The organism is Candidatus Lokiarchaeota archaeon, assembly GCA_014730275.1.
GTDB lineage: Archaea > Asgardarchaeota > Thorarchaeia > Thorarchaeales > Thorarchaeaceae > WJIL01.
This window is the reverse complement of sequence record WJIL01000117.1, coordinates 1-25,121: the sequence shown is the minus strand read 5'-3', so window position 1 is coordinate 25,121 and position 25,121 is coordinate 1. Positions and strand designations below refer to the sequence as shown.

Genomic DNA, 25,121 nt, shown 5'->3' with positions numbered 1-25,121 from the left:
GATTCACAGCAGATTTATGAAGACGCTTATTTTATTCCTCCGTCTCCCGACCCTAGAATTCTTCAGTCTTCTTTTGTATTAACCCCGAATACCGTTTCACCTGGTGTCAATGGCAGTACTGGACATGCTATGTTCGATGTTGAAATGTATGACAAGTACACTCATGGCGAAAGTGAAACCATTCAAATCAATTTTACAAGAGGCAATCTGTTGGCTTCACCAATCAATCCACTTGAATTCGAATATGGATTGAATCATACATTTGTATTCAAATTGGGGTCTAGGTACAATCAAGACGTGTTTGAACAAGGTGTTCCTGTTATGGCAAAGCTATATGACTCTGGCAATCGATGTGTTGCCAACTGGTTACCGACAGTAAATGCCACCGGCCATATCCTTTTCGATCTCAATAATGCAAGTCTTCCGACTGGAGATTACAACTTGTCTCTAGAAAGCAACGGTACCGATTCTTTCGTTCCTTTCTCTGATTCTTTCATTGTGTCTATTTTGCCTGCCAACTCTTCACTTACTGTTCTATCTGCTGATCCATCTGTATATTGCCTATCTTCTAACGGAAACCATTCTGATTCTGCAAATATAGTTGTTCAACACGTCAATGGAAAAAACAAAGCAATTACTGATAGCTCGCTTACGTGGTCAACCGCCTTTTCAAACGGAACAATAGACCACCTGCAGGATGGCAAATACAATTGTTCTATTCCCTTTGAAGTTCCTCCCGGTAACTATAGCGTTCTTATTCAAGCAACCAATCCAAACTATGCATCCGTAAATACGAGTTTGATAATTGAAGCTGAAACTCGACCTATTGACTCTAATATTTCCATAAAAGGTAAGGCGCTGGCAGGAAAAAATGTTGAATTCATCTTGTCTTTCCAAGATTTACTGACTAATGAAAACGTGGCAAACCATCCTATTTCATTAGAGATTACAAACAACAACTACTCCGTATCTACATCTTTGTTATATACAAATGAATCCGGAATTTTATGTTACAACTACTCAATCCCTCAGGAATTGTGGGGCGAAAGCTCTCTTCTGATTATTTCCAATGAATCAATATTCTATACTAGCCGCACATTCTCCTATAATTTCACTATCTATTATCTTCCAGTTATCATTACGGAAAATGTGACACAGGCCTTTTTGGATAGCGAAATAGCAATGAATGCAACTGTCCTAAATCCAATGAATATGCCCTTAACTGATATTCAGATTGTAGTAACTGATTATCTGAATAATACTTTGACAACGGCTTTGACCGATTTTGAAGGCGTAGCTACTCTCAGCTGGATAGTGTACTCTTCCTATTCCACCGGCCCATATGATTTTTGCTTTCACTTGGGATCTTCCCCAGCCAAGTATTCTGAAGAACGAATGTACTGGCATACAATCGATCTCCATCATTCACTAGTTTTCAAGTTACAAAATTCTTCTCTAGATGCCTTTAGAAACTCAACTTTGACCCTTTCCTTTCAAGTAGTTTCTGAAAGCACATTTCCTACTTCAATTGATATTCTACTAACCAATGATAATCTTCGCTGCAATCTATCAATCGAAGTCTCTATGAATTCAACAAAAATTGCAAACTTGAACATACCCACCAATATTTCCTTAGGTCCATATCAAATCAGTTATGAATCCCTCAACACAAGCTACATGTTCAGAAACCCCTCCTATTTCACGCTTATAGTAATAGACGATATGAATGCAAGCTGTTCTAATTTTCAAGCTAGGTATAATGATGAGCTATCATTTGACCTGCTAATGGTTGATTGGGATAATACAAGCATATCTACAGTTTATGTTTCTGCGGAAATTGAAGGCGTACGGGTTGCAACCAATATTTTCGCGAATCTGACCCAAGCGCCCACTATTCAAATCGGCTTACCTTTGCATCTTTCTCCGGGTCCCCATCAGCTTTTATTAAATGTCTGTCATCCTTATCGCGTCAATCAGACTATATCTACGCAGATAGTTATATGGATGGAGACACGTATTACAATTACTACAATCAAAGCTCAAGGATCACCTGTGTCGATTCCTGTTACAAATCAGGATACTTTGCGCAATATATCAGATGGGTCTATCACACGACCTCCACCGATTTTTCTCAATGGTACTACATTGACTTCCCCATCAATTGCCCGAGACACCTCTCGACTCAATTGTCCTAAATTCAGCTCCGGAACCAATAGTTGTTCTACCGTGGATGCAAACTTCAAAACCTCATCATCCGGAAATGGCCAGAGTGTTCTAAGTCTCATAGATTTTAATGAAACTTGTTCATGGTTTTCTGTAATTACCTGTTCTACTGTTCTTGAAGTACATCCAAAGGAGATTATACCCCATTCTGCTCTCTCCGGACCTGTGATGACCGTGTCCTTGAGAAACTGGGAATTGTTCCTGATTTTCGTAGTTATTCGCCGAACCAACTTATCATGAACTTCCGGGTTTGCAGTTTCCCTGAATCCTTTTCTATCGTGAGTCGATCCGGTTATTAGCAATTTATGCCCATCCCCAAATCTCGGCATAATTGAATGCCCCGTTTTATCTACTGCTCCGAATGGCAAGTTGCCCTCCTTGGCCAGTTTTCGTGATACCGTCCTATCTATTGTATCATCAATTTGGACTCTCTCCCTAGAATGTGCGACCACCTCGTCAGCCAAGACGATTACTGGATGTCTCAGTTTTTCTGCAATTTCAAATCCCCTAATCGTAAGATCATACATTTCTTGTGCAGAATTTGGAGCTAGGACAACACTCTCGTGATCTCCATGTGTTCCCCACCTAGATTGCATGAAATCTCCTTGAGCTGCCTTAGTAGCTTGACCAGTACTAGGGCCCGCCCTCTGAACGTTTACTATGACACATGGTGTCTCGGTCATAATAGCATATCCGAGATTCTCCTGCATCAAACTGAAACCCGGCCCCGACGTGGCAGTCATCGACATTCTTCCACCCCAGGAAGCCCCAATAATTGCTGAGATGGCGCCTATTTCGTCTTCCATTTGAAGATACACCCCATTTTCTTCAGGAAGTCTTTCCGACATTACCTCTGCGATTTCTGATGCGGGGGTTATTGGGTATCCTGAAAAGAAACGACAACCTGCAGCGAGAGCCCCTTCAGCACAGGCTTTGTTACCTTGCCAGAACTTTACTGAAAGGTTCTTAGAGGACATTTATGTGACACTCAAAAAATGATTTAATGTGAGCACCACATAAGGCTTGACATGGTGGCCATAACCCGTTTCTTTGCTTGTCATGGATTCAACCTCTTGGATATTCATTAGTGTCTTTCGATATGCTTTTATCACAATCCTGAATTCAGCCATTTTGGCGGCCGTGGTCTAGCATGGTTAGGACTGAAGCTTCCCAAGCTTCCGACCCGAGACGGGAATGTTATGCCCGCGGGAATTCAAATCCCGGCGGCCGCACCATTTTCGTTTTTCATCATCTTTAAGGGAATACCCTCTATAGATTTCTAGGCGAGTGATGACTGTTATGACCCCAATGAGTCTTTGTGACGATGATATGGATCTTGAGTGAGGAACTCGCCACTAATACTTTCGGTCACCTCCTATACGAGTATTCGATTAAACGTATAAACCACAAAATGCTTTTAAGTATCTGCCCCTCAAAATTCTTTGAATGTAATGCCGGTAGATTTTGTTGAAGATGAACTCAGCAGACATACAGTATTCAAATCGGAGCAATATCTATCAATAGACTATGTGCCAGAAACTTTACCTCATCGAGAGAATGAGCTTCGGACACTAGCTCGGAGCTTCAAAACGCTGATAACCTCCCCTGGAAAGACCAGCCACAAATTCATAATTGAAGGTCCTGTTGGTACTGGCAAAACAGCTGTTGCAAAACGCTTTGCGGAGCAAATGATTCGTGCTGCGAGAAGAAGAAACATTCACCTACACAAAATACATGTAAACTGTAGAGTAAACAAGAGCAAGTACTTAGTTTATCTGCGAATCCTCAAGGAATTCAAACCAAAATTTCCTCGGAGAGGTCATTCGCCCGAGGAGCTACTTCAACTCATAATGGATGTTCTTGATTCTGAAGATAGATACCTTCTGCTTATCCTTGACGAGCTTGACTATTTCATAACACAAAAGGGTGGAAGCATAGTCTACGATTTGACGCGGTTGAATGATGATCGCCTCAATTCTCCCCAAAGGCTTTCAATGATTGGTATTGGGCGAGATATACCTCTAGATGAATCTGCATTCGATTCTAGTACACTGAGCACCTTACAGCGCAATATTCTTCGCTTTGAGAAATATGACTCAGAAGCACTTTACGACATCATTAATCAACGCTCAGAAATGGCTTTCAAAGATAATACTGTAATGGAAGAAACCCTTCAGGTCATTTCTGACATAGCTTCTGAACGTGGTGATGCGAGATACGCTATAGAGATTCTTTGGCGTGCTGGCAAACAAGCTGATACAGAGCGCTCTGATGTCGTAATACCTGATTTTGCACGAAAAGCTAAAGCTGATACACACCCGGAGCTACGAAAGGAGGTTTTCTCAACTCTGCCCCTACAAAATAAGCTTCTGTTGTTGGCTGCTGCACGCCAACTGAAAGAAGTACGAAGTGCATATGTAACAATGGGTGAAGTGGAAGAGATGTATCGAACTGTCTGTGAAGAATATGGTGAAGATTCGCGCGCACACACTCAGGTTTGGGAATGGGTTCAGGATTTGAATGCACATGGTGTGATTGACACAAAACGATCCGGTGAAGGGCAAAGGGGGCAGACAACGCTTATTGGTCTCTCAGACGTACCCGCAGGAATGCTGGAAGCATTTTTGCTCGACTTCTTGAATGAATAGGAGGCTTATGCTTCTATTATGACTACTGATCACGAGTCCAATCCCCCGATTGAAGAGGTATTTTCATCCAAGGGTAGAATGAAAATCATCAAAGAACTTGCTCTCTCTCAAGAATTGAACATTTCTGAACTCTGTAAGAGAGTCAGCTTGAATCATAGCACAACGAAATCCCATTTAGAAGCCCTCATGGATGCTGATTTAGTAGAAGAGAAGGTTTTCGGTAGAATCAAAATCTACCGGTACAGAATCGAAGACCTCCGCGCTCGGTCTATCAAGAATCTTATTGACCTTTGGCAATCCTAGTAGGTGAATACTTCATGACCTCATATTTACTACGTATTTTCTACTTGGGAAGCCGCTACCATGGATCACAGATACAACCTGATTTGGCAACAATTCAAGGAGAGCTCATTTGTGCTTTCTCCGATTGGAGTGGCGAAGAACACACAGCGAAGACAATACAGCTCGCTGGGAGAACAGATCGTGGCGTTCATAGCCTAGGCCAAATTGGCCTTGTTAACACGAAGAAAAAATTGGAAATCGAAGAAGTGAATAGAATCCTGCCTGATGATATAGTCCTCTGGGCAGCTGCTGAAGCGCCCCCGAATTTCAATGTGCGATATGATATTCTATTTCGGCACTATAGATATTATTGGCCAACCAGTGAAGGACTTGATGTGACAACGGTGCAGCAGGTTGCTCAGCAGTTAGTGGGAACTCATGATTTCTCCGGTTTCGCTAAGCCCGACCCATATCGCACGAATGTCGCAACCATCTTGAATATTGCTGTCAGAAACCAAAATGGACTCTTTGTGACTGATATATATGGAACTAGTTTTCTATGGAAGATGGTTCGTAAGATTGTTAGTGTATTGATTGAAGTTGGAATGCATAAGATGAACGCTTCAATTGTTGGTGGACTATTATCCGGAAATGATATTTCGGGGGGAATCCATCCTGCCCCTCCAGAATGCCTTGTTCTGATGGAATCGGTGGTACCGCTGGAAATGAAATCGAATATTAGCGCTTTATATCGAATTCGGGGAAAACTTCGCGATTACAGTGATATGCTTGAACGGGTAACCAGAACTCTGAATAGCCTCAATGACGATTTGCCATTTTCCTAATATTGGTACTTTTCACATTCAACCATTCAGAGAATTCTTTTGCTAGCTTTGGATTTCTTTTGAGAATCGTACTTATGGCTTCTCCATGAGTTTTCATTACTCTTCGTGTAGAGACTCTTGATAGATTCGATACGCGGGAAAGAATATCCGAATACTTCTTCTGACTTCTGTTACCTTTCCAGACCATAAGTGGCCAAGAGGGCCTTGAGTATTCCACCCGACGAAATGGTGTCTCCGTTCGACTTGTTGCCATTCCTGCCGAAAGAAAATCATACACGTAGGATAATAGTTTCCACTCTTGATCTCTCATTATTCTTCCTAAGAACAGGTCCGCATTCGAAACTGCATCCAGTCCTGCCTCTAGTTCATGTTTCTTTCTAAGATGGAGATGAAGATTCTCCTCAAGCCAAAGCAACAAATCGTCATAATTTACATCCCCTTGAGATACAACTCGTCTTGCAGATTTCGTATCAGTACTCATGAATAGCCGTCTTAGTGTATCTTCCACATCCCTTCTTACGTTTCTTGGAGAAACATCATTCATTCCAACTACTGAGCCTGCCTTCATCACAGTTTCAAGGTCTGAAATCGCAGCACGAAGATCCCCCTCAGAATTTTCCAAGATTCTCTTGATTGTTCCTTTGTTTATCTCTCCTTCGTGTGCGGAGGCTATGCGATCAAGGACTATCAACATATCTTCCGCCTCAATAGGCTTGAAATGCAAGACGAGGGATTTTTTCCTCAGTCGTTTGAGCTTTCGACTCTTGGGATTGTTGGCTGTCATAACTATAGGATGGACAGCCAGATCTAGGATTTTCTTAATTGCACCAATACCACCTCTGTCGCTAGTACCTGAAAGACCATCTACCTCGTCCAGCAAGAGAAGCCGTCGTCTCCCATCAATAGTTTGCTGGGTAGCTGCTCTCCATACCTGTTTCTCTATGCTGGATTTGTTTCTTTTATCACTGGCATTAAATTCTACTAATTCCATGTTTAGGTCATTGGCTAAAGCTCCCACTGCAGCTGTCTTACCCACACCAGGTGGTCCTATTAGTAGAGCCCCTCTTTTCCTAGGTATGTTGTTCCTCCATGAAAGAATCCACCTTCTCAGCTCTTGAATACTTCTACTGTTGCCTACTAGATTCTCAGCTGTTTTTGGCCTATGTATTTCTGGCCAAGGTAGACTCTCCTTACTCATCAGTATTATTCTCCAATCCTATGTACGCTAACAAAGCTGCAAGTTGAATTTCACCACTTGCACCTTCCGAAATACGAAATTCAGCCTCTGCTGCTTTCTCTAATGTTGACATAGTCCTCTTCTTGGACATATCTAGACCGAGAAGTTCTCGATGAATCTGTCTAATCAAATCTATTGGTGATACACCATTCTCATAAATTAGACTCTTCATAGAAGTAATTGCTTCTTCATATTTCCCCTCTGAGGAGGATTTGAGAAGACCACGAACTTCCTTTGGACTGGCACGACCAGATATACTGTAAACAACAGGACCAGTAACTTTCTCGCCAGTAGAAGAAGCTGCTTGCAGAAGATTAATGGCGGCACGCATATCTCCATTTGCTAGATACAGTATTGCTTCAATTCCTTGTTTGTCTGTACTCACATTCTCCGCATCTGCTATGTATTCCAATCTTTCTACGATGGCTTCGTCATCCAAGGGCGAGAACTTGAAAACTGCACATCTGGATTGAATGGGTGGTATTATTCTACTGGAGTAGTTGCAAATCAAAATCATTCTGCATGAACTAGCGTATGATTCCATTGTGCGTCTAAGCGCATGTTGTGCATCTCCTGTCAGATGGTCCGCCTCATCCAGAACTAGAATCTTGAAAGGTGCATCACCAGAAGGTATGGATCTGGCAAAGCTTTTGATTTGATTTCTCACTACATCGATTCCTCTTTCATCACTTGCGTTCAATTCCATGAAATTGCGTCCAAAGGTATCCCCGAACAAATCTCTAGCCATTGCCATCCCAGCTGTTGTTTTGCTGGTTCCTGGTGGTCCCGCGAAAAGACAATGAGGCACAGCCCCATTTTCCACAAATCGCATTAATCTTTGTACAACTGATTCTTGTCCTATGATTTCGGAAAGTGTTTTTGGGCGGTACTTTTCGGTCCAGAGATCCAATTCCATTATTACGTTGTCTCCTTATTGGTGAAACCAATTTTGCAGATGTTAATGTCATACCAATATGTATTCGTACATTTTCTCCTGTTCGGTAATTCGACAGTTGCTTTTTGTTTTATTGTTCTGCCAATAGAAATTCACCCCGAGGGTGTTGGTTCCACCTATACGTGTGGTTAGTTCACCCAACTTAAAGGCATCGTGAGAACGATGGCTTTATCCCTCGATATTATGGGAATGCTTTTGTCCCTCTAGGTAATCTCAATACTAGGAAAATGGAGGCTTGTATTTGATATCAGAGAATGATATTCCTCGAAAGATGGTTCAAAGATATTTGATGCTTTTTCTCAACGCGAAGCGTAAGTGTATTTTCCGCCAAGATTTCGAAGAACTAACAATTGGAGATTGGACGATTGGCCCTTTTAGAGCCGGCGAAGAAGCCCGTCTTCCCAACTGGATTATTGAGAAACTTGATTCTAATGATATCGTTGACATTGCGCCAGAGGATGCATTGGAATCCCTTAGACGTCTTCAGAATCAATATCGCGCGGAAGATAGACACCCTCATAAACTTCAATCTTTTCACCCTCATCTCTATGCAGCACTTGAACGCAAGATGACACGTCTCCAAAGCGATAAAACATCACTAGATCCGCGTAGTTTTGACGAAATCGAGAAAATGCAGCGTATGATTCCTTCATTGGTAGAGACACGGCTCTCGAAAATAATTCGGGTAGCCAAATCTGGTGCTTATCAGGATAAGCGAGAATACATGACTATGGAAGAAAGGTGGCTTTGTGAAGAATTAGTCGAACTATTGTCCTCTTGGAGGACTGCTGTTCGAGAGTGGGGCGCCTAACACGGGTGCTTAAATACACAAACACGGGACTAGCAAAATGCGGAGCAGTTGTAAGTCCTTGCCGCACATCTTACATATTATCTATCGAGGTGAGAATTGATGGCAACATCCAAAGATGGTATCCAAGAGCGCTTCGAAGAGTTTCTACGAACATACAAGAATGAACACGGGAACTTAATATACTGGCGCCAGATTCAACAGATGTCCATCAATGATGAAACAAGCCTAAGCATTGATTTTGAGGACCTTTCAACTTTCGATAATGTGTTCATGGTCGAAGCTGCTGAGAACCCTACTTCCTTCTTAGAAACAGCAAACAATGGACTAATATCGGTTCTGAGAGTTGAAGACCCGGATTATGTACAAAGACTCCCTGAAGGAACAATACGAGCGCGAATTGTAAACTATCCAGAGCACGTTGCTCTTAGGGCTTTGCGATCGAAACATATTGGTCGTCTCATACAGATTAGCGGTCTTATGATGCGTGCAAGTGAAGTTAAGCCCCTTCTAGTTGACGCTGTCTTCAAATGCCGATTATGTGATGAAGAAATTCCCCAGCCGCAAGAAGACGGACGTTATACCGAACCTCCAATTTGCCCTGTATGCGGAAAGAAAACCTCGATGAGACTGCTTCCGAAGAAATCCCGTTTCATGGATTGGCAAAAAGTCCGAATCCAAGAATCCCCCGAGGAACTACCACCGGGTCAAATGCCACGGTCGGTGGATGTTGTTCTTGAAGGTGATATCGTAGATTTATCGCGTCCCGGGGATTTGGTGCGGATAACGGGAATTCTTCAGACTTCTCCTGACTTTTCCAGACGCCGAGGCCGTCTGGCAACATTCAATGTCAATATTGATGCTGTTGGTATCGAAATCGCAGAGAAAGAATATGAACAAGTAGATATCACTGAAGAAGATGAAAAACGAATTAGGGAATTGGCTGAAGACCCATATGTTCACGAGAGGATCTATGCCTCAATTGCTCCTTCTATTCATGGACATGAACGCATCAAAGAATCAATAGCCCTCCTCCTATTTGGTGGTGTTGGTAAGACCCTGCCTGATGGAACCCGTTTAAGAGGCAAATCAAATATTCTGATGATTGGTGACCCTGGTACGGGTAAGAGCCAGATACTGAAATTCGTTTCAAGCTTGGCATCAAGAAGTCTCTATACATCAGGAAAGGGTACAAGCGCAGCTGGACTCACAGCTGCCGTTGTTCATGATACTGACACCGGTGCTATGACATTGGAAGCAGGGGCCTTGGTACTAGCAGATCAAGGCATTGCTTGTATTGATGAGTTTGACAAAATGGACCCGAATGATAGGACTGCTATTCACGAGGCGATGGAGCAGCATACTGTAAGTATCGCTAAAGCTGGTATTGTCGCAACTCTGAATGCCCGGACCTCAATACTGGCTGCCGCAAATCCTTCTCTTGGTAGATATGAACCCCAGCGTTCGGTTCAAGATAACATCAAGTTGCCATTCACTATCCTATCGAGGTTTGACTTATTGTGGATCCTCATAGACCGAGTTGAGGCAGAAAAGGACCGCGAACTTGCACAGTTCATTTTGGGGATGCACCAACTTAAGCAAACAAAAAGCCAAGAAGGAGTCCCTCCTATCGATCCAGAGTTTCTTCGCAAATATATTGGCTATGCAAATAGATATGTAATCCCGCGATTGACAGCTGAGGCTGCGGAAGTTATTGAGGATTTTTACGTTGGTCTCCGAAAGAGTGCAGAAGGTGGAGGCGCCCCGGTCCCAATTACAGCACGTCAGTTGGAATCACTCGTTCGTCTGGCCGAGGCCAGAGCAAGAATGGGCTTGAGATCCGAAGTAACAAAAGAAGACGCTCAGGCCGCCGTCCGACTCATGGAGGAATCACTTCGCATGGTAGCTCTGGATGGAACGGGGAGAATTGATATCGACAAACTTGTTTCAACAATGAGTGCCGCACAGCGGAGTTCTTCCGACAAGATTCTCGATGCAATGAAAGAATTAGAATCGGATGATTCATCAACTGTTAGCGAAGAAGCGTTACTTCAACGAGTCTCAGAAATGGGAGTTTCACGAGAGCGAGCGGTTGAGGTAATAGAGAAACTTCTCGCTGAGGGGCTTATTTATAGTCCCAGCGAAGGCAAAATTGAGCGAATAAAGGGCTGAAGCCCCAACAAGGAACCTTCCGAAGATGGAATCGCCATCAGAAAATTAAGTCTTGCAGGCGGTTTCTAACATCGTCAACCAACGACTTTGTATAATCGATGGTCTTTTTCTTCTCTTGGTATCCTTTTTCCAGTGATTTTCCTTTTAGATCAAGGAGCTCTCGGACCAAGCTAGAAGACCCTTTTGCAAGAACATTTAGCTCATAACCCCCCTCTAGGAAGTAAGCTATCTTACCCCCCGTGTGTTTTGAAGCGAGTTTAGCCAGCCTCGAATTGATATTTGCAATCCCTGACATGGTTAAGCCTAAGTTAGTCAACCTATCGCTGTAGTGACAGTCGAAGCCTGCTGAAACTAACAGAAATTCGGGATGATACACATCAAATAGATCCTCAATTATGCTGTCAAAGACAAGTGAATATGACTGGTCCCCACTTCCAGGATACATGGGGAAATTCACGTTGTACCCCTTTCCTCTATTGTTTCCAAGTTCTTCAAGTGAACCGGTTCCAGGAAAGAGTGTTCTACCATCCTGATGAATGCCAAGGTAAAGAACTCTATCATCCGAATAGAATGCATTCTGTGTTCCGTTACCATGATGTGCATCATAGTCCAAAATCAGAACTCTATCAAGTCCTTTTTCATTGATTAGATAGCTTGCAGCCACTGCTATGTTGTTTATGTAACAGAAACCCATCGCTCGTGAATACTCCGCATGATGTCCTGGCGGTCTACAGACTACATATGCATTATCGTATAAACCGCTAAGTACCCCTTCCACTGCATCTATTCCTCCACCTGCGGATAGTAACGCTGCTTCATAGGTGTGTTCGTTAGATGACGTATCCAGTGTGAACCATCCTCCCCCCTGTTCAGACTTATTCTTGATATTTCTGATATATTGAGCATCGTGCACGCTGTATATCGAATCCAACTGTGCTTTCGAGGGTGTGACAATCCGTGCCCTGTTATCCCTCAATAGGGATTCCTGTTGTAGATTTTCGATTATAGCCTTTACACGTGCGGGTCTCTCTGGATGCCCCGGACTTAGCATATGCTTTTCATATGCGGGATGATAGAAGATACCTGTAGACATAAAATGTATCCCTCATGAAAACTTCTATTTCTTGTCTTATGAATCACTCACAATTGAGTGTATTCCACCAGTTGTAACATTCCAAAAACATCTTTGTTGAATAAGTAATCTTTATCTTGCCCTCTATTCACCGCAAGAACACCACTCGCGGGTCGGTAGTCTAGCTTGGTATCTACCTGAGACTATCAGGTAGCCAAACTGATTCATGCTTGGGGTGCATGAGACCGCGTGTTCAAGTCACGCCCGGCCCACCATACCTTTCTCCTATCTATTCTCCCTGCTAGATTCTATTGCCCATAGAGTGTCGTATATCGGACCGGAAGAGGTTAAGGTGCTCTTCTTCATTTTAATGGAATCAATAATCATTTCACCGATTGTAACCCCTGATAGACCATCGATACAGCTTACAATATCGCGCTTGTTTCTTACATGACGCACCCGTGCTATCGTTGCATGGGGTGTATATTTCCTGCGCTCGGGTTTATATCCCAATTTCCGAATTCTATCATCTACCATCCTTTTCAAGTGCTTGAATTTCTCCGAGTTATTTGAAACCCCGATCCAGATGATTCTTGGGCGTCGAAGAGCGGGAAAGACGCCAACCCCTTCCAATCCAATTCTAAAAGGTTGAAAGCTCAAATCCTCCAGACTTTTTTTGATTTCGTCGAGTCTTCCAGGATTTGTATCGCCAAAGAATTTCAAGGTAAAATGGATATTTTCCTGTGACATAAGCTTCATCTTAGCAGCATCTTGGTCGAGCTTCGATTGAACTTGATTTATCCTAGAAAGCAAATCTTCATCCTCAATATCTATACTTAGAAAGGCTCTCACCGAATCACTCAACTCAATTCACCATGTAGTTGAAAATTGGCTTGGGGGTAATAGTGTTTTTGAACCTCAAAATCTGCTCAAATCTTTAGATTGGATACCTTCCTAGGATACATTGGTCCCTGTGAAGTTTCTTGTATTATTCTGCGGACATACCTGATTCTTAAAACCCATTAGGGATACAGCAAATCAAAAGAGTGACATTCACTCCTTTGAACCAAAATCCCCTATTATGATTACCTTTCAAGGAGATAAAACACCAATGGATTTAATCTTGATTGCGGGTATGCCCGGCTCAGGAAAGACCGAAGTTGCTGATGAATTCAGCAAAGCTGGAATTCCCGTTATTACAATGGGTGATGTTATTAGAATGGAGACCCGACGGCGCGGATTGGAACCCGACTCAATCAATACTAAAAGCGTAATGCTCGATATGCGCCAAAAAGATGGTCCCGGAGCTGTCGCAAAGAGGTGCATTCCTAAACTCGATGAGTTAGAATCTAATATCGCAACAATCGAAGGTTGTAGAAGCCTTTCAGAGGTTGAAGTATTTGAGGACTACTCAGAAACCGTAAAGATTCTTTGTGTTCATGCTTCACCCTCTACAAGATTCAAGAGATTACGGGATCGTGACCGAAAGGATGCTCCATTGGATTGGGAGTCTTTCAGGGAACGGGACTTGCGAGAGATTTCAGTAGGACTTGGTGGGGTCATTGCGTTAAGTGACATAATGCTGGTAAATGAAGGAACAATCGATGAAATTCGCAATCTAGCACAAGAAAAAATTGAGGTGTTCAAATCAAGTTGAAACTAAGAGTTGAATGTCCAGTCTATCCTACAGAAGAAATTGAACGTGTGGAAGCTTCAGTAACGAATCTTTTTGGACACCTTTCGTTCGAAATCATCTCAGAAGAACATGTGAAAACATTGGTTTTCGTTTCTGATAACCGTAGTATGGTTGATTTGATTCGGGATTTGATTTATGATTTGCAGATTCTTGACGTTGTACGCGCAAGATTAATTCGAAATCTCGAATCTTTGGAAACTGATATTTTTCTAGACAAACAAGCTGCCTACTCGGGTAGACTAAGAGTAATAGATGAACTGCAACACAAACCCTCGTTAGGTTCAATACGTCTTCATTTGTCTTTTGTCAGTCGAAGTGAATTCGATGATTTTCTCCGATGGTTTTCTCCTAGAACGGAGGAAGGCGATATAATCGGTGCTTAGTTCTTCAACACGATTATTTCTCTGGTCAGACTTCGATGAACTCTGATACTAACCTTTCTTTCAATGGTAAACCCCATCTCCTCTGCAAGCTTGTAAAGCTCCATCTCGCTGCAACTGCATATACAAGCTCTCCCCTCTTTGTTTAGTAGTTCGGGTATCTGTTCTAATAATGTAGAAAGAAGATTACTGACTTTGGATCCATATGTAGAGCTCGCCCGACCGTACGGTGGATCTGTAACAATTCTATCACAACCACGCAAAGGTATAGATCGGGCATCACCTTGAAGTAAGTTGAATTCTCCATCTTCCAAGCTCACGAGATTATTCTTGGCCCCCCTCAAACGCAGCCATTCCACATCCATCCCAATGACTCTGCAGCCAATTCTTGACGCTTCAAACAGTATTCCTCCAACACCACAATACGGATCCAAAACTACATGATTTCTTTCTAGCTTGGCTAGATTACACATTGACATTGCTACTAACGCATTCATAACTGAAGGATGAAATGATGGAAGCCTCTTAGACTGTTTCTTAACAAGATGGGAACGCAAATCAGACTCAATCGATTTACAGACAAACACCACCTCTCCCAGCACAAAGAGCCGGAATTCCACATCTGGATTTTCCAGAGACACGCTTGCTCCTGTGACCGTTTTTATCATCCTACCAAGAGTAACTGTCATCCTTTTTCTCAATTCTTTATCATCATCGGAATCTAGGGACTGTGTTCTTATGCGAAAGGATTGCTCATGCCCAATTACGGATTCTATCTTTGACTCGGAAATATACTCGATTTCCTTAATTGCTGCTCTTATTTCTGCGATGACTACTCCACTGTACTTGAGCATCGCCCCTCTTTTTCGAAGAAACCTGGTATGATCATCCTCAGTTTCAAAAACGCCCAGTCTACCAAACCAAGAAATATCGGGATTTACACCCCTTAATTCTAGCAATGCTTCCGTTTCATTTATTCCTAGCGACTGGTTTTCTCCGCTCAGAAACACAAAGAACTGCGGCAATTGCACACCTTACCATCCTGGACTGTAGTCTTCCCCTCCAGCGAATATTCGCTGCATTTCCCCATAAAGATGCTCCATCCCGGTCATCATTTTCCCAGAGACCGGAATGACGGTTGCTCCCCGCTGTGTATCATCAAGAAGCCTCAGTATGGATCTGGAGTATTGACGTACTAGGCCCTGCGTGGTGGCATCAACGGCCTCTTCCAATACGAATTGGTTGCTTGACCATTCTACTATTCGGTCAACTTCTTCCTTCGTGAGAATATCTGGTTTACTAAGTACGTTCAACTGAGGAAGACCAAAACGGATGTTAATCGATACGCCAAGCAATATAGAAGATAAGTAACCCTTTGGAGTTCGAGCAATATTCGAATCTAACAGATAGAGTGAGAGACCAATATCCTGACCTTTCAAACTGGAAACCATCAGCGGGCCGGAATTTCGATATGCGAAAAGCTCCATCTGGCCGGGACAGTCTACAATAACATAGTCCCGCCCCATATCCAGTATCTCTTGCCTAAAATCTTCAATCTGATTTACCGCCATATCTATTGAAGCTACAAGGCCACCGTTTGGCCCTAAGTTGAACTTGTCCATCAACTCCCAGTAATCTACATACTCACGAATATCAACGTCGCTGGTGTAGGGTGGAGATTCAACGCCTGGATCCAGATTTACTACGGTCACACTCATTTCAGAAGATGTTAGCCATTTTTCCATGGATGCTGCTAACAGAGACTTTCCTGAACCCGCTGTACCGACAATGAATGTCCAGAGCATCAACAAAACCAAGATGACGAATCTCTGATACCTCTTTGAGTTCTTCGGTTGGCAAATCTCCCCTCTTTCTACTACAAAAGTCTTATGTGAATACAGCTTCTGTTAATTATCATGGAACCGGGAGACTCACTGCATCGATTGGCTGAAGCAATGGCCGGGGAAATATGTCTAGCTGAAAATAACCCTGGTGCAGTAATGAAACGGTGGCGAGAGAAATTTCAGATTTCCCAGAAAAGCCTTGCAGAACATCTGGATGTTTCCCCATCAGTCATTAGTGATTATGAAAGTGGGCGGCGAAAATCTCCGCGTGTTGACACCATACGCAGATTCGTTGAGGGTCTCCTTGAAATTGATGCAGAAAATGGTAGCCGGATTGCATTAGCTTTTAAAAAGCTCTTAGCTCCAGAGATTGCTTCTGATGCTCTTCTAGACAGTCGTGAATTTGGTTTTCCTATTCCCGCCAGACTATTAGTGAATCAATTGGATTGTAAAATCTTAACTCATAGCAACCTACTCGATCGTGATATATATGGGTACACAGCTTTGGATAGCGTAAAGGCAATAGTTAATCTTACTCCCAAACAATTACTCCGTTTGTATGGTGGCACTACGCAGAGAGCAGCTATTCTTACCAATGTCTCTACTGGGAGATCTCCGATGGTAGCCATAAAGGCAAGCCAAATAGGTACATCGGTAGCAGTGAAACCTGCAGTTGTTGTCATCCAAGGAGTAGAAGAATTAGATCCTTTGGCGGTCAGAATCGCAGACAGCATTCATGTTCCTTTGTGCATATCCGAGCTAGAAACAACGGAGGCTCTGATAAGGAACATAAGATCTTTTGAGCCCAAGCTCTAGGAGGAACTCTACAAATTGGAGTTTGATATTGATATTAACGATCCTGTTCATGGTTTTATTAGTCTCACAGCTACTGAAGCTGAAATCATCGATACCGTTGCTTTTCAGCGGCTTAGATTTGTAAAGCAGCTTTCGGGAGGTCACTTTGTCTATCCCACCGCAGAGCATACCCGTTTCAGTCATTCATTAGGTGTGATGTACATAGCAGGCCGCATTGGTAGAAGAATCATCAGCCAAATGGGCATTCCTGAGGATACACTCCAAGATGTCCGGATAGCTGCACTTCTTCATGACTTGGGACATGGCCCATTTAGCCATGTATTCGAAGAAGTACTTGGTGAGAAGCGCGAGTTAAATCATGAAGATGTTACAGAATGGCTGATAAGAGAGAGCGAAATTGCAGACATTTTAGATGAGAGCACTGCTTCCAAAGACCGAATCTGTGATTTAGTACGTGGTCGCGCGAATAACAAGATAGATGCAGTTCTTAGCGGCATTGTTGCAGGTCAAGTAGATTCCGACAAGATGGACTATCTAATACGTGACTCCTTCTACTGTGGAGTTAATTATGGACTTGTTGACATCTACCGACTAGCTAATAGTATATTCGTTTCGGACAAAGGTATGATTGAATTTGATTTGGCTGCTAGAGGTGCCTTGGAATCATTCCTAGTAGCAAGATATGAAATGTTTCTAAATGTGTATTATCACAAGACCGTTCGAAGTGTTGAGATTATGCTTATACAAATGATGAAGGCTGCCGATCGCATCCTCAATCTAACGAGTTTCTCTACACCTAATGAATTCTTACGACTCCATGACTATTCTGTATTATCTCAGATTCGTCGTATTGATGAAAACACTTCACCTGCAGCTCAAGAGGCTTCAGAACTTGTGGATCTTCTAGACAATCGTATTTTGTATAAATCTGCATTTGAGAAAGTTTTGCATACAAAAGACCATTTTGTCTCCAAGATTCTGACAAAACCAAAAGTTCGAGGAAGTATAGAACAAGAAATCGCTTCAAATGCCGATATTTCGCCTTCACAAGTAATCGTTGATGTACCTACACTACCTTCAGTACCTTATAACCCCCATCAATTGGATCCTATGGAAGTAAGTATCTTCGAATTGATAGACGGAAAGCGGCATTCTCGTAATCTGTCCGATTATTCGAATATTGCGGAGATGATGAAGGTATATCTTGATGTAATCCGCGTATATACCACAGACGAACATAGAACAAAAGTAGGTCAAGCTGCCAGAGAAATCTTTCAAGAGGTGCCGGATGCTGCTCTGATTCATATGTAACTGAACATCGCTCCGGATTAGCTAGTATCTGGCATCTTTGTATGCGTTTATTTTGAAACCTTCATGTCAAAGGATAGTTTTCCAATTGATACTTCTTCCTGTCGGAGCTTAAATACTTCTGTAGGAAAATCTACTTTGAACTATCCAATAGTTAGGGGCCCATATTGTGACTGACGAACTCAACGATTCACTGCAGGATATTCGCTCAATTACTGGTGTGGAAAATGTTGTCCTTATACAGAAGGACGGCTTACCAGTAGCGAGTGCTGGCATTTGGTTTAGCAAGGATGAGGTGTTCGCAGTAGCTTCTGCAGCGTGTGGGATATTTGGTGTTGTTAAGCTAGTTCACCGTGATTTCAAGTACCTATTGATGGAATCAGATACTTCCAAAGTTTTCCTAGCCGCCCTCCCTCGGACTCCCAATTACTTCTTGACCATTACGACTGCACCAAGAGTCAATTTGGCTGCCCTGTTTATTGAAATGCGTAGCACGCTCTCTCGAATATCCTATCTTTTGAATGAGCAAATGAGCGGCTCTCTTCCCCCTTTGCGGTCTTTTAGCTCAGAGGAAACAAAACATGTACTTCGGGGATTCTCGGTTGCTGAAGGACGGAAAGATACGCAACAGATTAGCCGGGAAGTTATTTCGTTGACAAGGAGGCAGACTTCTGAGCTAAGAGCTATTCTTGCACAAGTACATGATAATATCTCGGATGTCCAATCCACTTTCCTTGCCCTAAGTGGAGGTGTTCGGATATCACTTGATGGTTTCACAAGCGATCGGCTTGCTGCGATGTCTTTTGCCCTACATGATACTTCAGAACAGGTTATTCGTACATTGAGAAATAGCAAACTCCATACAGTTCTTTGTGAAACAAACAATCGGCGTCACTTCATCTACGATGTTCCCCATGGTGTCTTCAGTCTCTGGGTCTCAAAAGAAAGCCAGAAGCTTGGTCTTATGCGACTGCTTCTGAAGCATTACATTGCGGAACTCAGACGAGCTTTGAAATCTGCATCTGTTTCTAGTCCCTCGCTACCTGATGACTTGCGTGATTTGCTTTTCTCTAAGAGGCCCGATAGTGAATTAACGGTGGCGAGGCGAGACTAATGACCTATTCTGTGATGCAACTAATTGAGATTCTCGATGAGCAGTTTCCCCAGGTACTCAATACTATTCTCAATAGAATTCCCTTATTGGTACGCGGTCTAGATACCGCATTGCTTGACGATTTGGTATCAAGTCTAGCGTTACTTTGTCCACAGCGCCACCAGATGGTTTTTTGGCGCCACTTCACTACCCAAGATGAACTCCAGGCTGTTTGGACGGAGGAAAAACATAATTCTCATGTAGACCGGAGCATTTTCTGTTGTTTCTCCTGTAATATCGGCTTAATGATTGAACGGATATCCAATTTCTCAAGTTGGATTATCGCAGTTCCTATGTCAAATTCGGTTACTGAATCACACGCTAAGAATGCGGTCTCAATTATTGAGACGAAAGCGTTGGAATACTGCGGCAACATTGGAACACTCTTAGTGAAATCCCCCTCTGTTATGTCCTTCTCGCTTGCGCGCCCTCCCAAAGGCAATTTGGAGCTCGAAAGGAGTATTGTGAAGAAAATAACCCTCAAGAGGAGTCAATCTCTTGAGCGAATTCGTAGATTGCTTAGCAAGTCTCTCCGTGACTTGAATGTGTCCGATCATATAATGCGAATCGTCTTGGAATTGGAGGATGAGGCGGAGAAACTGACAAGTGATGTATTTGATGAGGAGGTAAACAAGTACATTCATGCTGCACGACGAGCAGCTACAATACTTTCTAGAGTTAGACTTGCTAGGGAGCTAGGTGCTCCTACAACTCTCAATTACAGAAGCCTTTGTGAGGCAATTGGTTGGGAAGATGGTGACATAGATTCACTTCTACAGCTAATACATGCAGAGTGGCATGAAGACTTCACTGACTGTGTAAGAAACGGGCGATTCTCTGGTCTCGGTGCTTGGGTCGATAGCATGTGGGGCGGATAAACACAAAACAATGGATATGGTGATACAGAAGTGATTGTTGATTATAGCTCAAAAACGATATCTTTGAAAATTGTTTTCTATGGTCCTGCCATGAGTGGCAAAACAACCGCAATCCGTTGGCTTTTTTCTTCATTTGACTATATTGATGAACTCGCATCAATAGAAAATACGGTTGGTCGAACCATGTTTTGCGATTACGGTTCCATACCATTTCTGTTAGAGAATGATTGGAAAATTGATACTCATATATGGTCTGCTACTGGACAAGATTTCTACAGATCTACAAGAGAAACTGTCCTCGTGGGAACAGACGGTCTTATCTTCATTGCAGATTCACAAAGGCATCTACTAGACGCAAATCTAGAAAGCTGGCATGAACTCAACTCAATGCTTAATCTGGAAAACAAATCGCTTCCTATTGTAATATGCTTGAATAAGCAAGACTTGCCAGATACTGTGCATGAGACAGAATTTCGAAGTAAGCTTGGCATACCTCCTTCAGTTGAGGTACTACATAGTGTTGCACTTGATGGAACAAATATTATGCAGGCATTCAGAATGATTTTTGATAGCGCTATGCGTTCAAGTTTACTGGCTTCACCTAGTTAGAGTTGCAAACATTGTTTGGAGCATAACCTAGTAACGAATAACTTAAACAGCAATAGGAGTTTGCGAGTGTAAAACCGGGGAAGCTACATTCCTGCCCTGAATGTGAGGATATTTGTTTGAGTAATCAAAGCTTTGAAACACGTTTCGTATTCGTAACGGGTGGAGTACTATCGGGAATTGGTAAAGGTGTAACAACCGCGTCTTTAGCGAAGCTGTTTCAGTTCAGAGACTACAATATTCGAATAATCAAAATCGATCCATATCTCAATATTGACCCCGGAACGCTTAATCCAATTGAGCATGGCGAGGTCTTTGTTACTGACGAACCCTGGATATTTAATCCAGCTGGCGATTTTGAATTTAAGATATCTGAAATCGACCTAGATTTTGGCACCTATGAACGGTTTACAGGTATGCAGGTTCACCCTTCACAGAATATAACCTCTGGACAGATTTATACTTCGGTGATTTTAGGTGAGCGAAAAGGCAGTTTCTTAGGCCGTACCGTTCAGATTATTCCCCATGTAACCGATCAAATCCAATCGCGAATATGGGATGTAGTTAGGAAGAAACCAGTTCCTGATGTTCTACTCGTGGAAATCGGGGGGACTGTTGGTGACATTGAAGCAATGCCATTTCTAGAAGCAGTCAGACAATTGGCTATTGACGTTGGTAGAAATCGAGTTGCCTTTGTCCACGTTACTCTTGTCCCTTTTCTTCAATCTACTGGTGAATTCAAAACAAAACCTACCCAGCACAGTGTTCGCACACTTCAAGGATTAGGTCTACAAGCCGACGTGATAGTCTGCAGGGCAGAAAGCGAATTGGGTGAACCCGAGAAGAGCAAAATTGCATTATTCTGCAATGTATCTGAAGACCGAGTGATTTCAAATCCCGATATCCCCGTAATCTATCGTTTGCCATTATTCTTTGAGGAACAGAATCTTGGAAACATTCTCATAGATCATCTAGGTATGGAACAAAAGGAACCTCAAACAGATATGTGGAGAGAAATGGTCCAATCCTTTGAAACGCCAACAAAGAAGGTCGTAATTGGCATGCCTGGGAAATACACCACACTTAGCGACTCATACAAGAGCATAAATGTCGCGTTATCACATGCAGCTGCTGCTCTCGGTGCCAAGGTTGAAAGGAAGTGGATTGAGACGGAAGATTGTTCTGGCAAAGAATCTATTGAATCAGATTTGGATTCGGTAGACGGTGTTCTATTGACTCCTGGATTTGGTGAACGCGGTGTTGAAGGCATGATATATGCTGCTACAGTGGCGCTGGAATCGAAAATGCCGTTTCTAGGGATTTGCTATGGTGCTCAGTTGGGCACAGTCGCTTTTGCCAGGGAAGTAATGGGCTGGGATGGTGCTCATACTACGGAGGTAGATGAAGCAAGTCTCTATCCCGTAATAGATCTCTTGGACGAACAAAAATCAATTGAAAGCAAAGGTGGAACGATGCGTCTTGGAGGCCAAGAGGTGCGAATTGTGGAAGGCACTCATCTTCACGAAGTATACAATACATCAAGGACGCGGGAGCGTTTTCGGCACCGATTCCATCTTATTGACCGTTATGTGAATAAAATGAAGAACAAGGGTTTGGTGGTTTCTGCTTATGATGGAACTGGTAGAATAATCAACGCTATAGAGATAGATGAGCATCCTTTCTGGATTGGCGTTCAGTATCATCCTGAGTTTAAATCTCGCCCCGATGAACCGCATCCACTATACGTTCAGTTCATTAAGGCCGCGCTAGAACAAAGGAAAAAGAGAGGCAAGTAGCTATGGATGAATCTCTTGATCGCGCTTTATCCGATTTAGTCGAGGAGATAGAGCAGATCGAGAAAACCCGTAGAGCCTTCGGAGAGGTCATGAATCAGATAAAGAATGATATTGATTTGGCTCGTTTTCCTTCGGTTTCTGCTGGTCTTCCTGAAACGGTTCTAATCAATACTGTGAAACCAACTAGTCTTTCAGGACTTAAGGTTGCAGGTGTTGATGGGGGGTTAGTTCGAAAACGGTTTCGTTCAATGGATCTTCTTTTCACTCGAGGAATTGGTGTAGTATTTGGATTTGGATTCGAAGAAGGCCCAAATGTTGAGTTCTTCCCTCAGCCATTTCCAAATCCAGAAGTTAGGCCTCTCACGCAAAAAATATCAACTTCAGAACTGGATCAAATTGCCTCGCTTGAGCGTATACGAAGTGAGCTACAGGTTGCCATTGGACTAATTGACGAGTATCATGCAGATCTTGTTCTTATGGACGGGTCCCTCTCTTTTCATCCTCGAGACCGCCCCAACCGTAAATCTTTGGCTTATTCCAAATTCCAAGAAGTTGCTGCGCTTTATCGTCAGCTCTTCCATAAAAGTAGCAAGAAGCGAACAATTCTGTTGGGGATCGTAAAAGATAGTCGATCAACACGGATTGTAAAGACTCTTGGAGAAATCCTTCCTCATCTTCTCAAAGATCCTGCTCTTTTCGAGCTCATGGAAGGAGTAGACTACAGATGGTTGCTTAAAATTTCAAGAGATTGTGATCTCCTTGATACGTTTCTCGAAGAAGGAGAACGCACTTTCGCCTTTCCGTTATCAGCAGAAATAACGAACGAACGGAAAGATAACAATCACGCCTTATCTTCTTGGACTTCTTCGATTTGGGTCACGTATTTAAAAGCAGCAAGGAATGACTTACCGATTCGAGTTGAGATTCTTCTCAATGAAAATGATGACTTGAAGAAGATGGAGAAAGCATTGTCTGCCATTTTGCCGCTTTCGTGGCAGCATCCCGAATATGGTGTACCCACACCGATTCTAGAAGCTGATGCCCGAGCGAAAATAGGCAAATCGGAAACTGATTTGATAGTTGATCGTCTTATCGCCCTATCGGGCCTTACCTACTCTACACTCAACAGACGCCGCTCTCGAAATCCCTTTGGAGGTTCATAAGATGGATTACGCTCCTATAGAAACAAAGCTTGGAACCGTTGTTTGCACAAGTAATGGCCCTAGCGTTAATGCTTTTGATTTCGTTCTTGAAGATGAAACACCCTCTGTGCGGCGGGGTGAATTTGTTTCTTCTGTTGTGCAAGAAGGCGTGACGGTGATAGCTCGTGTACATGATTTGGTGCGAACAAATCGTTACTTCGAACATGCTGAGGCTGTACGAGAATACCAGTCACGTGGTCAGTCACTCCGTTCTATGTTTCCAACCGATCGTTGGCAATATACAATAGCTCAAACACAGGTAATCGGATTCTGGGCTGATAACCGGGCAATTCGTCCGTATTCAGCAGTTCCTCCAGGAGCCACGGTCACAAGAGTAGATGAAGATATACTGAATGCCTTCCTCAAATTGGACAAAGAGGACGGCCTGAATCTTGGGACGCTTGGACATCATGATCTCAAATTCGTACCTTCAATGAACCGCCTTTTATCAAAGCATCTTGCAATCTTGGCAATGAGTGGGGCTGGGAAATCGTACTTTGTTTCAGTCTTACTCGAGGAGCTGCTCTCACGAACTAAAGAAGAAGGAAGACTCGCTGTTGTAGTTGTTGACGTGCATGGCGAGTATACGTACCTGAAGGAAATGAGTGGAGATGACCTTGGGAAATCTAATTTGGACCTCGATATCGAGCACATTCGAGCATCCCACTTCCAAATCCCTGTTATTTCTCTCAGTGCTGATGCTATTGGGGCTCTTGTTGCGGGAATGAGCTCTGTTCAGCGACGCGAACTCCGCAAAGTAATTTCTAGGATGCGCAGTCATTCGCGATCCGGATACACACTCCGCGATGTCATTACAACTGTGCGAGAAGACGATAATATCAATACGAACACCAAAGAAGCCCTCATCGGATGGCTGCTCAATTTGGACGATACATCTCTTTTTGGCAAAGAACCCACCCCCAGAATCGAGAAAGCAATCCGCCCCGGCAAACTTCTACTAATCGACTTGAGTGACTTCGTGAGTCTGAAGAAGAAGCAAATCCTCGTATCTTACTTGGCTAACGAGCTTCTCTATCTTAGACGATCCGGACGAATACCACCGTTTCTACTAGTCTTGGAAGAAGCCCACCAGTTCTGTCCAGAAAGCCGCAGAGAAATCGCTATTCCAAAAGATCGTATAGAAACAATTGCCAGGGAGGGACGAAAATTCTTTGCCTTGTTATGTCTGATTTCTCAACG

At 43.0% G+C, this 25,121-nt stretch carries 23 protein-coding genes and 2 tRNA genes; 17 read left to right on the top strand and 8 right to left on the bottom strand.

Annotated features, from left to right (window positions below; all coding sequences use genetic code 11):
- Window positions 1-1,218: 1,218 nt before the first annotated feature.
- Window positions 1,219-1,407: a hypothetical protein gene (locus GF309_12835; GenBank protein MBD3159669.1), complete on the bottom strand. Its 189-nt coding sequence runs from the start codon at window positions 1,405-1,407 to the stop codon at window positions 1,219-1,221.
- A 665-nt stretch (window positions 1,408-2,072) separates the two neighbouring features.
- Window positions 2,073-3,200 carry a 2-oxoacid:acceptor oxidoreductase subunit alpha gene (locus GF309_12830; protein ID MBD3159668.1) on the bottom strand — a complete coding sequence of 376 codons (1,128 nt, stop codon included), beginning with the start codon at window positions 3,198-3,200 and terminating at the stop codon, window positions 2,073-2,075.
- A 157-nt stretch (window positions 3,201-3,357) separates the two neighbouring features.
- On the opposite strand from GF309_12830, the gene GF309_12825 reads away from it, so the two are divergent.
- From GF309_12825 to truA, 4 genes are all read left to right on the top strand, one after another.
- Window positions 3,358-3,458, top strand: a tRNA-Gly gene (locus tag GF309_12825).
- A gap of 216 nt (window positions 3,459-3,674) precedes the next feature.
- Window positions 3,675-4,871 carry an ORC1-type DNA replication protein gene (locus tag GF309_12820; GenBank protein ID MBD3159667.1) on the top strand — a complete coding sequence of 399 codons (1,197 nt, stop codon included), beginning with the start codon at window positions 3,675-3,677 and terminating at the stop codon, window positions 4,869-4,871.
- An 18-nt stretch (window positions 4,872-4,889) separates the two neighbouring features.
- Entirely contained in the window at window positions 4,890-5,174 is a 285-nt protein-coding gene (locus tag GF309_12815) for an ArsR family transcriptional regulator (protein MBD3159666.1), read from the top strand.
- 14 nt (window positions 5,175-5,188) lie between these two features.
- Complete coding sequence (gene truA / locus GF309_12810; protein ID MBD3159665.1) at window positions 5,189-5,998, top strand: tRNA pseudouridine(38-40) synthase TruA; 810 nt, start codon at window positions 5,189-5,191, stop codon at window positions 5,996-5,998.
- Here truA and GF309_12805 read toward each other — a convergent pair.
- Window positions 5,973-7,196: a replication factor C large subunit gene (locus GF309_12805; protein ID MBD3159664.1), complete on the bottom strand. Its 1,224-nt coding sequence runs from the start codon at window positions 7,194-7,196 to the stop codon at window positions 5,973-5,975. The two genes, truA and GF309_12805, sit on opposite strands and share 26 nt — an antisense overlap.
- Window positions 7,189-8,151, bottom strand: a complete 963-nt coding sequence (locus tag GF309_12800) for a replication factor C small subunit (protein ID MBD3159663.1) — start codon at window positions 8,149-8,151, stop codon at window positions 7,189-7,191. The genes GF309_12805 and GF309_12800 overlap by 8 nt, the downstream gene beginning before the upstream one ends.
- 280 nt (window positions 8,152-8,431) lie before the next feature.
- Here GF309_12800 and GF309_12795 point away from each other — a divergent pair, with 280 nt between their 5' ends.
- Window positions 8,432-9,001 (top strand): hypothetical protein, encoded by a 570-nt coding sequence (locus GF309_12795; protein ID MBD3159662.1) that lies wholly within the window; start codon window positions 8,432-8,434, stop codon window positions 8,999-9,001.
- A 99-nt stretch (window positions 9,002-9,100) separates the two neighbouring features.
- Window positions 9,101-11,170: an AAA domain-containing protein gene (locus GF309_12790; protein ID MBD3159661.1), complete on the top strand. Its 2,070-nt coding sequence runs from the start codon at window positions 9,101-9,103 to the stop codon at window positions 11,168-11,170.
- A gap of 37 nt (window positions 11,171-11,207) precedes the next feature.
- Here GF309_12790 and GF309_12785 read toward each other — a convergent pair whose 3' ends face one another.
- Window positions 11,208-12,263 carry a histone deacetylase gene (locus GF309_12785; GenBank protein ID MBD3159660.1) on the bottom strand — a complete coding sequence of 352 codons (1,056 nt, stop codon included), beginning with the start codon at window positions 12,261-12,263 and terminating at the stop codon, window positions 11,208-11,210.
- A 149-nt stretch (window positions 12,264-12,412) separates the two neighbouring features.
- Between GF309_12785 and GF309_12780 the strand changes: the two genes are divergently transcribed.
- Window positions 12,413-12,517: transfer RNA gene (locus GF309_12780), tRNA-Pro, on the top strand.
- A gap of 10 nt (window positions 12,518-12,527) precedes the next feature.
- Here the strand turns inward: GF309_12780 and thpR are convergent.
- The gene (gene thpR, locus GF309_12775) at window positions 12,528-13,112 is read right to left on the bottom strand and encodes an RNA 2',3'-cyclic phosphodiesterase (protein ID MBD3159659.1); all 585 of its coding nucleotides are present in this window, start codon (window positions 13,110-13,112) and stop codon (window positions 12,528-12,530) included.
- 241 nt (window positions 13,113-13,353) lie between these two features.
- Here thpR and GF309_12770 point away from each other — a divergent pair, with 241 nt between their 5' ends.
- Together GF309_12770 and GF309_12765 are read left to right on the top strand one after the other, a co-directional pair.
- Window positions 13,354-13,899, top strand: coding sequence for an AAA family ATPase (locus tag GF309_12770; GenBank protein ID MBD3159658.1), 546 nt, complete (start codon window positions 13,354-13,356; stop codon window positions 13,897-13,899).
- Window positions 13,890-14,321 carry a hypothetical protein gene (locus GF309_12765; GenBank protein MBD3159657.1) on the top strand — a complete coding sequence of 144 codons (432 nt, stop codon included), beginning with the start codon at window positions 13,890-13,892 and terminating at the stop codon, window positions 14,319-14,321. Before GF309_12770 ends, GF309_12765 begins: the two co-directional genes overlap by 10 nt.
- Here GF309_12765 and GF309_12760 read toward each other — a convergent pair.
- Window positions 14,318-15,349: a methyltransferase domain-containing protein gene (locus GF309_12760; GenBank protein ID MBD3159656.1), complete on the bottom strand. Its 1,032-nt coding sequence runs from the start codon at window positions 15,347-15,349 to the stop codon at window positions 14,318-14,320. The two genes, GF309_12765 and GF309_12760, sit on opposite strands and share 4 nt — an antisense overlap.
- Window positions 15,350-15,352: 3 nt before the next feature.
- Window positions 15,353-16,135 carry a GTPase gene (locus GF309_12755; protein ID MBD3159655.1) on the bottom strand — a complete coding sequence of 261 codons (783 nt, stop codon included), beginning with the start codon at window positions 16,133-16,135 and terminating at the stop codon, window positions 15,353-15,355.
- Between the two features lie 99 nt (window positions 16,136-16,234).
- On the opposite strand from GF309_12755, the gene GF309_12750 reads away from it, so the two are divergent.
- The 8 genes from GF309_12750 to GF309_12715 form a co-directional block, all read left to right on the top strand.
- Complete coding sequence (locus GF309_12750) at window positions 16,235-16,978, top strand: helix-turn-helix domain-containing protein (GenBank protein MBD3159654.1); 744 nt, start codon at window positions 16,235-16,237, stop codon at window positions 16,976-16,978.
- Window positions 16,979-16,993: 15 nt separating this feature from the next.
- Complete coding sequence (locus GF309_12745) at window positions 16,994-18,289, top strand: HD domain-containing protein (GenBank protein ID MBD3159653.1); 1,296 nt, start codon at window positions 16,994-16,996, stop codon at window positions 18,287-18,289.
- 166 nt (window positions 18,290-18,455) lie between these two features.
- Window positions 18,456-19,400, top strand: coding sequence for a hypothetical protein (locus GF309_12740; protein MBD3159652.1), 945 nt, complete (start codon window positions 18,456-18,458; stop codon window positions 19,398-19,400).
- Window positions 19,400-20,317, top strand: a complete 918-nt coding sequence (locus GF309_12735; protein ID MBD3159651.1) for a hypothetical protein — start codon at window positions 19,400-19,402, stop codon at window positions 20,315-20,317. The genes GF309_12740 and GF309_12735 overlap by 1 nt, the downstream gene beginning before the upstream one ends.
- Before the next feature lie 30 nt (window positions 20,318-20,347).
- The gene (locus GF309_12730; GenBank protein MBD3159650.1) at window positions 20,348-20,926 is read left to right on the top strand and encodes a hypothetical protein; all 579 of its coding nucleotides are present in this window, start codon (window positions 20,348-20,350) and stop codon (window positions 20,924-20,926) included.
- A gap of 116 nt (window positions 20,927-21,042) precedes the next feature.
- A complete protein-coding gene (locus tag GF309_12725) occupies window positions 21,043-22,719 on the top strand; it encodes a CTP synthase (protein MBD3159649.1) in 1,677 nt (558 codons plus the stop codon).
- Between the two features lie 2 nt (window positions 22,720-22,721).
- The gene (locus GF309_12720; GenBank protein ID MBD3159648.1) at window positions 22,722-23,882 is read left to right on the top strand and encodes a hypothetical protein; all 1,161 of its coding nucleotides are present in this window, start codon (window positions 22,722-22,724) and stop codon (window positions 23,880-23,882) included.
- A gap of 1 nt (window position 23,883) precedes the next feature.
- A partial coding sequence (locus GF309_12715) for a DUF87 domain-containing protein (GenBank protein ID MBD3159647.1) occupies window positions 23,884-25,121 on the top strand: 1,238 nt, incomplete at its 3' end.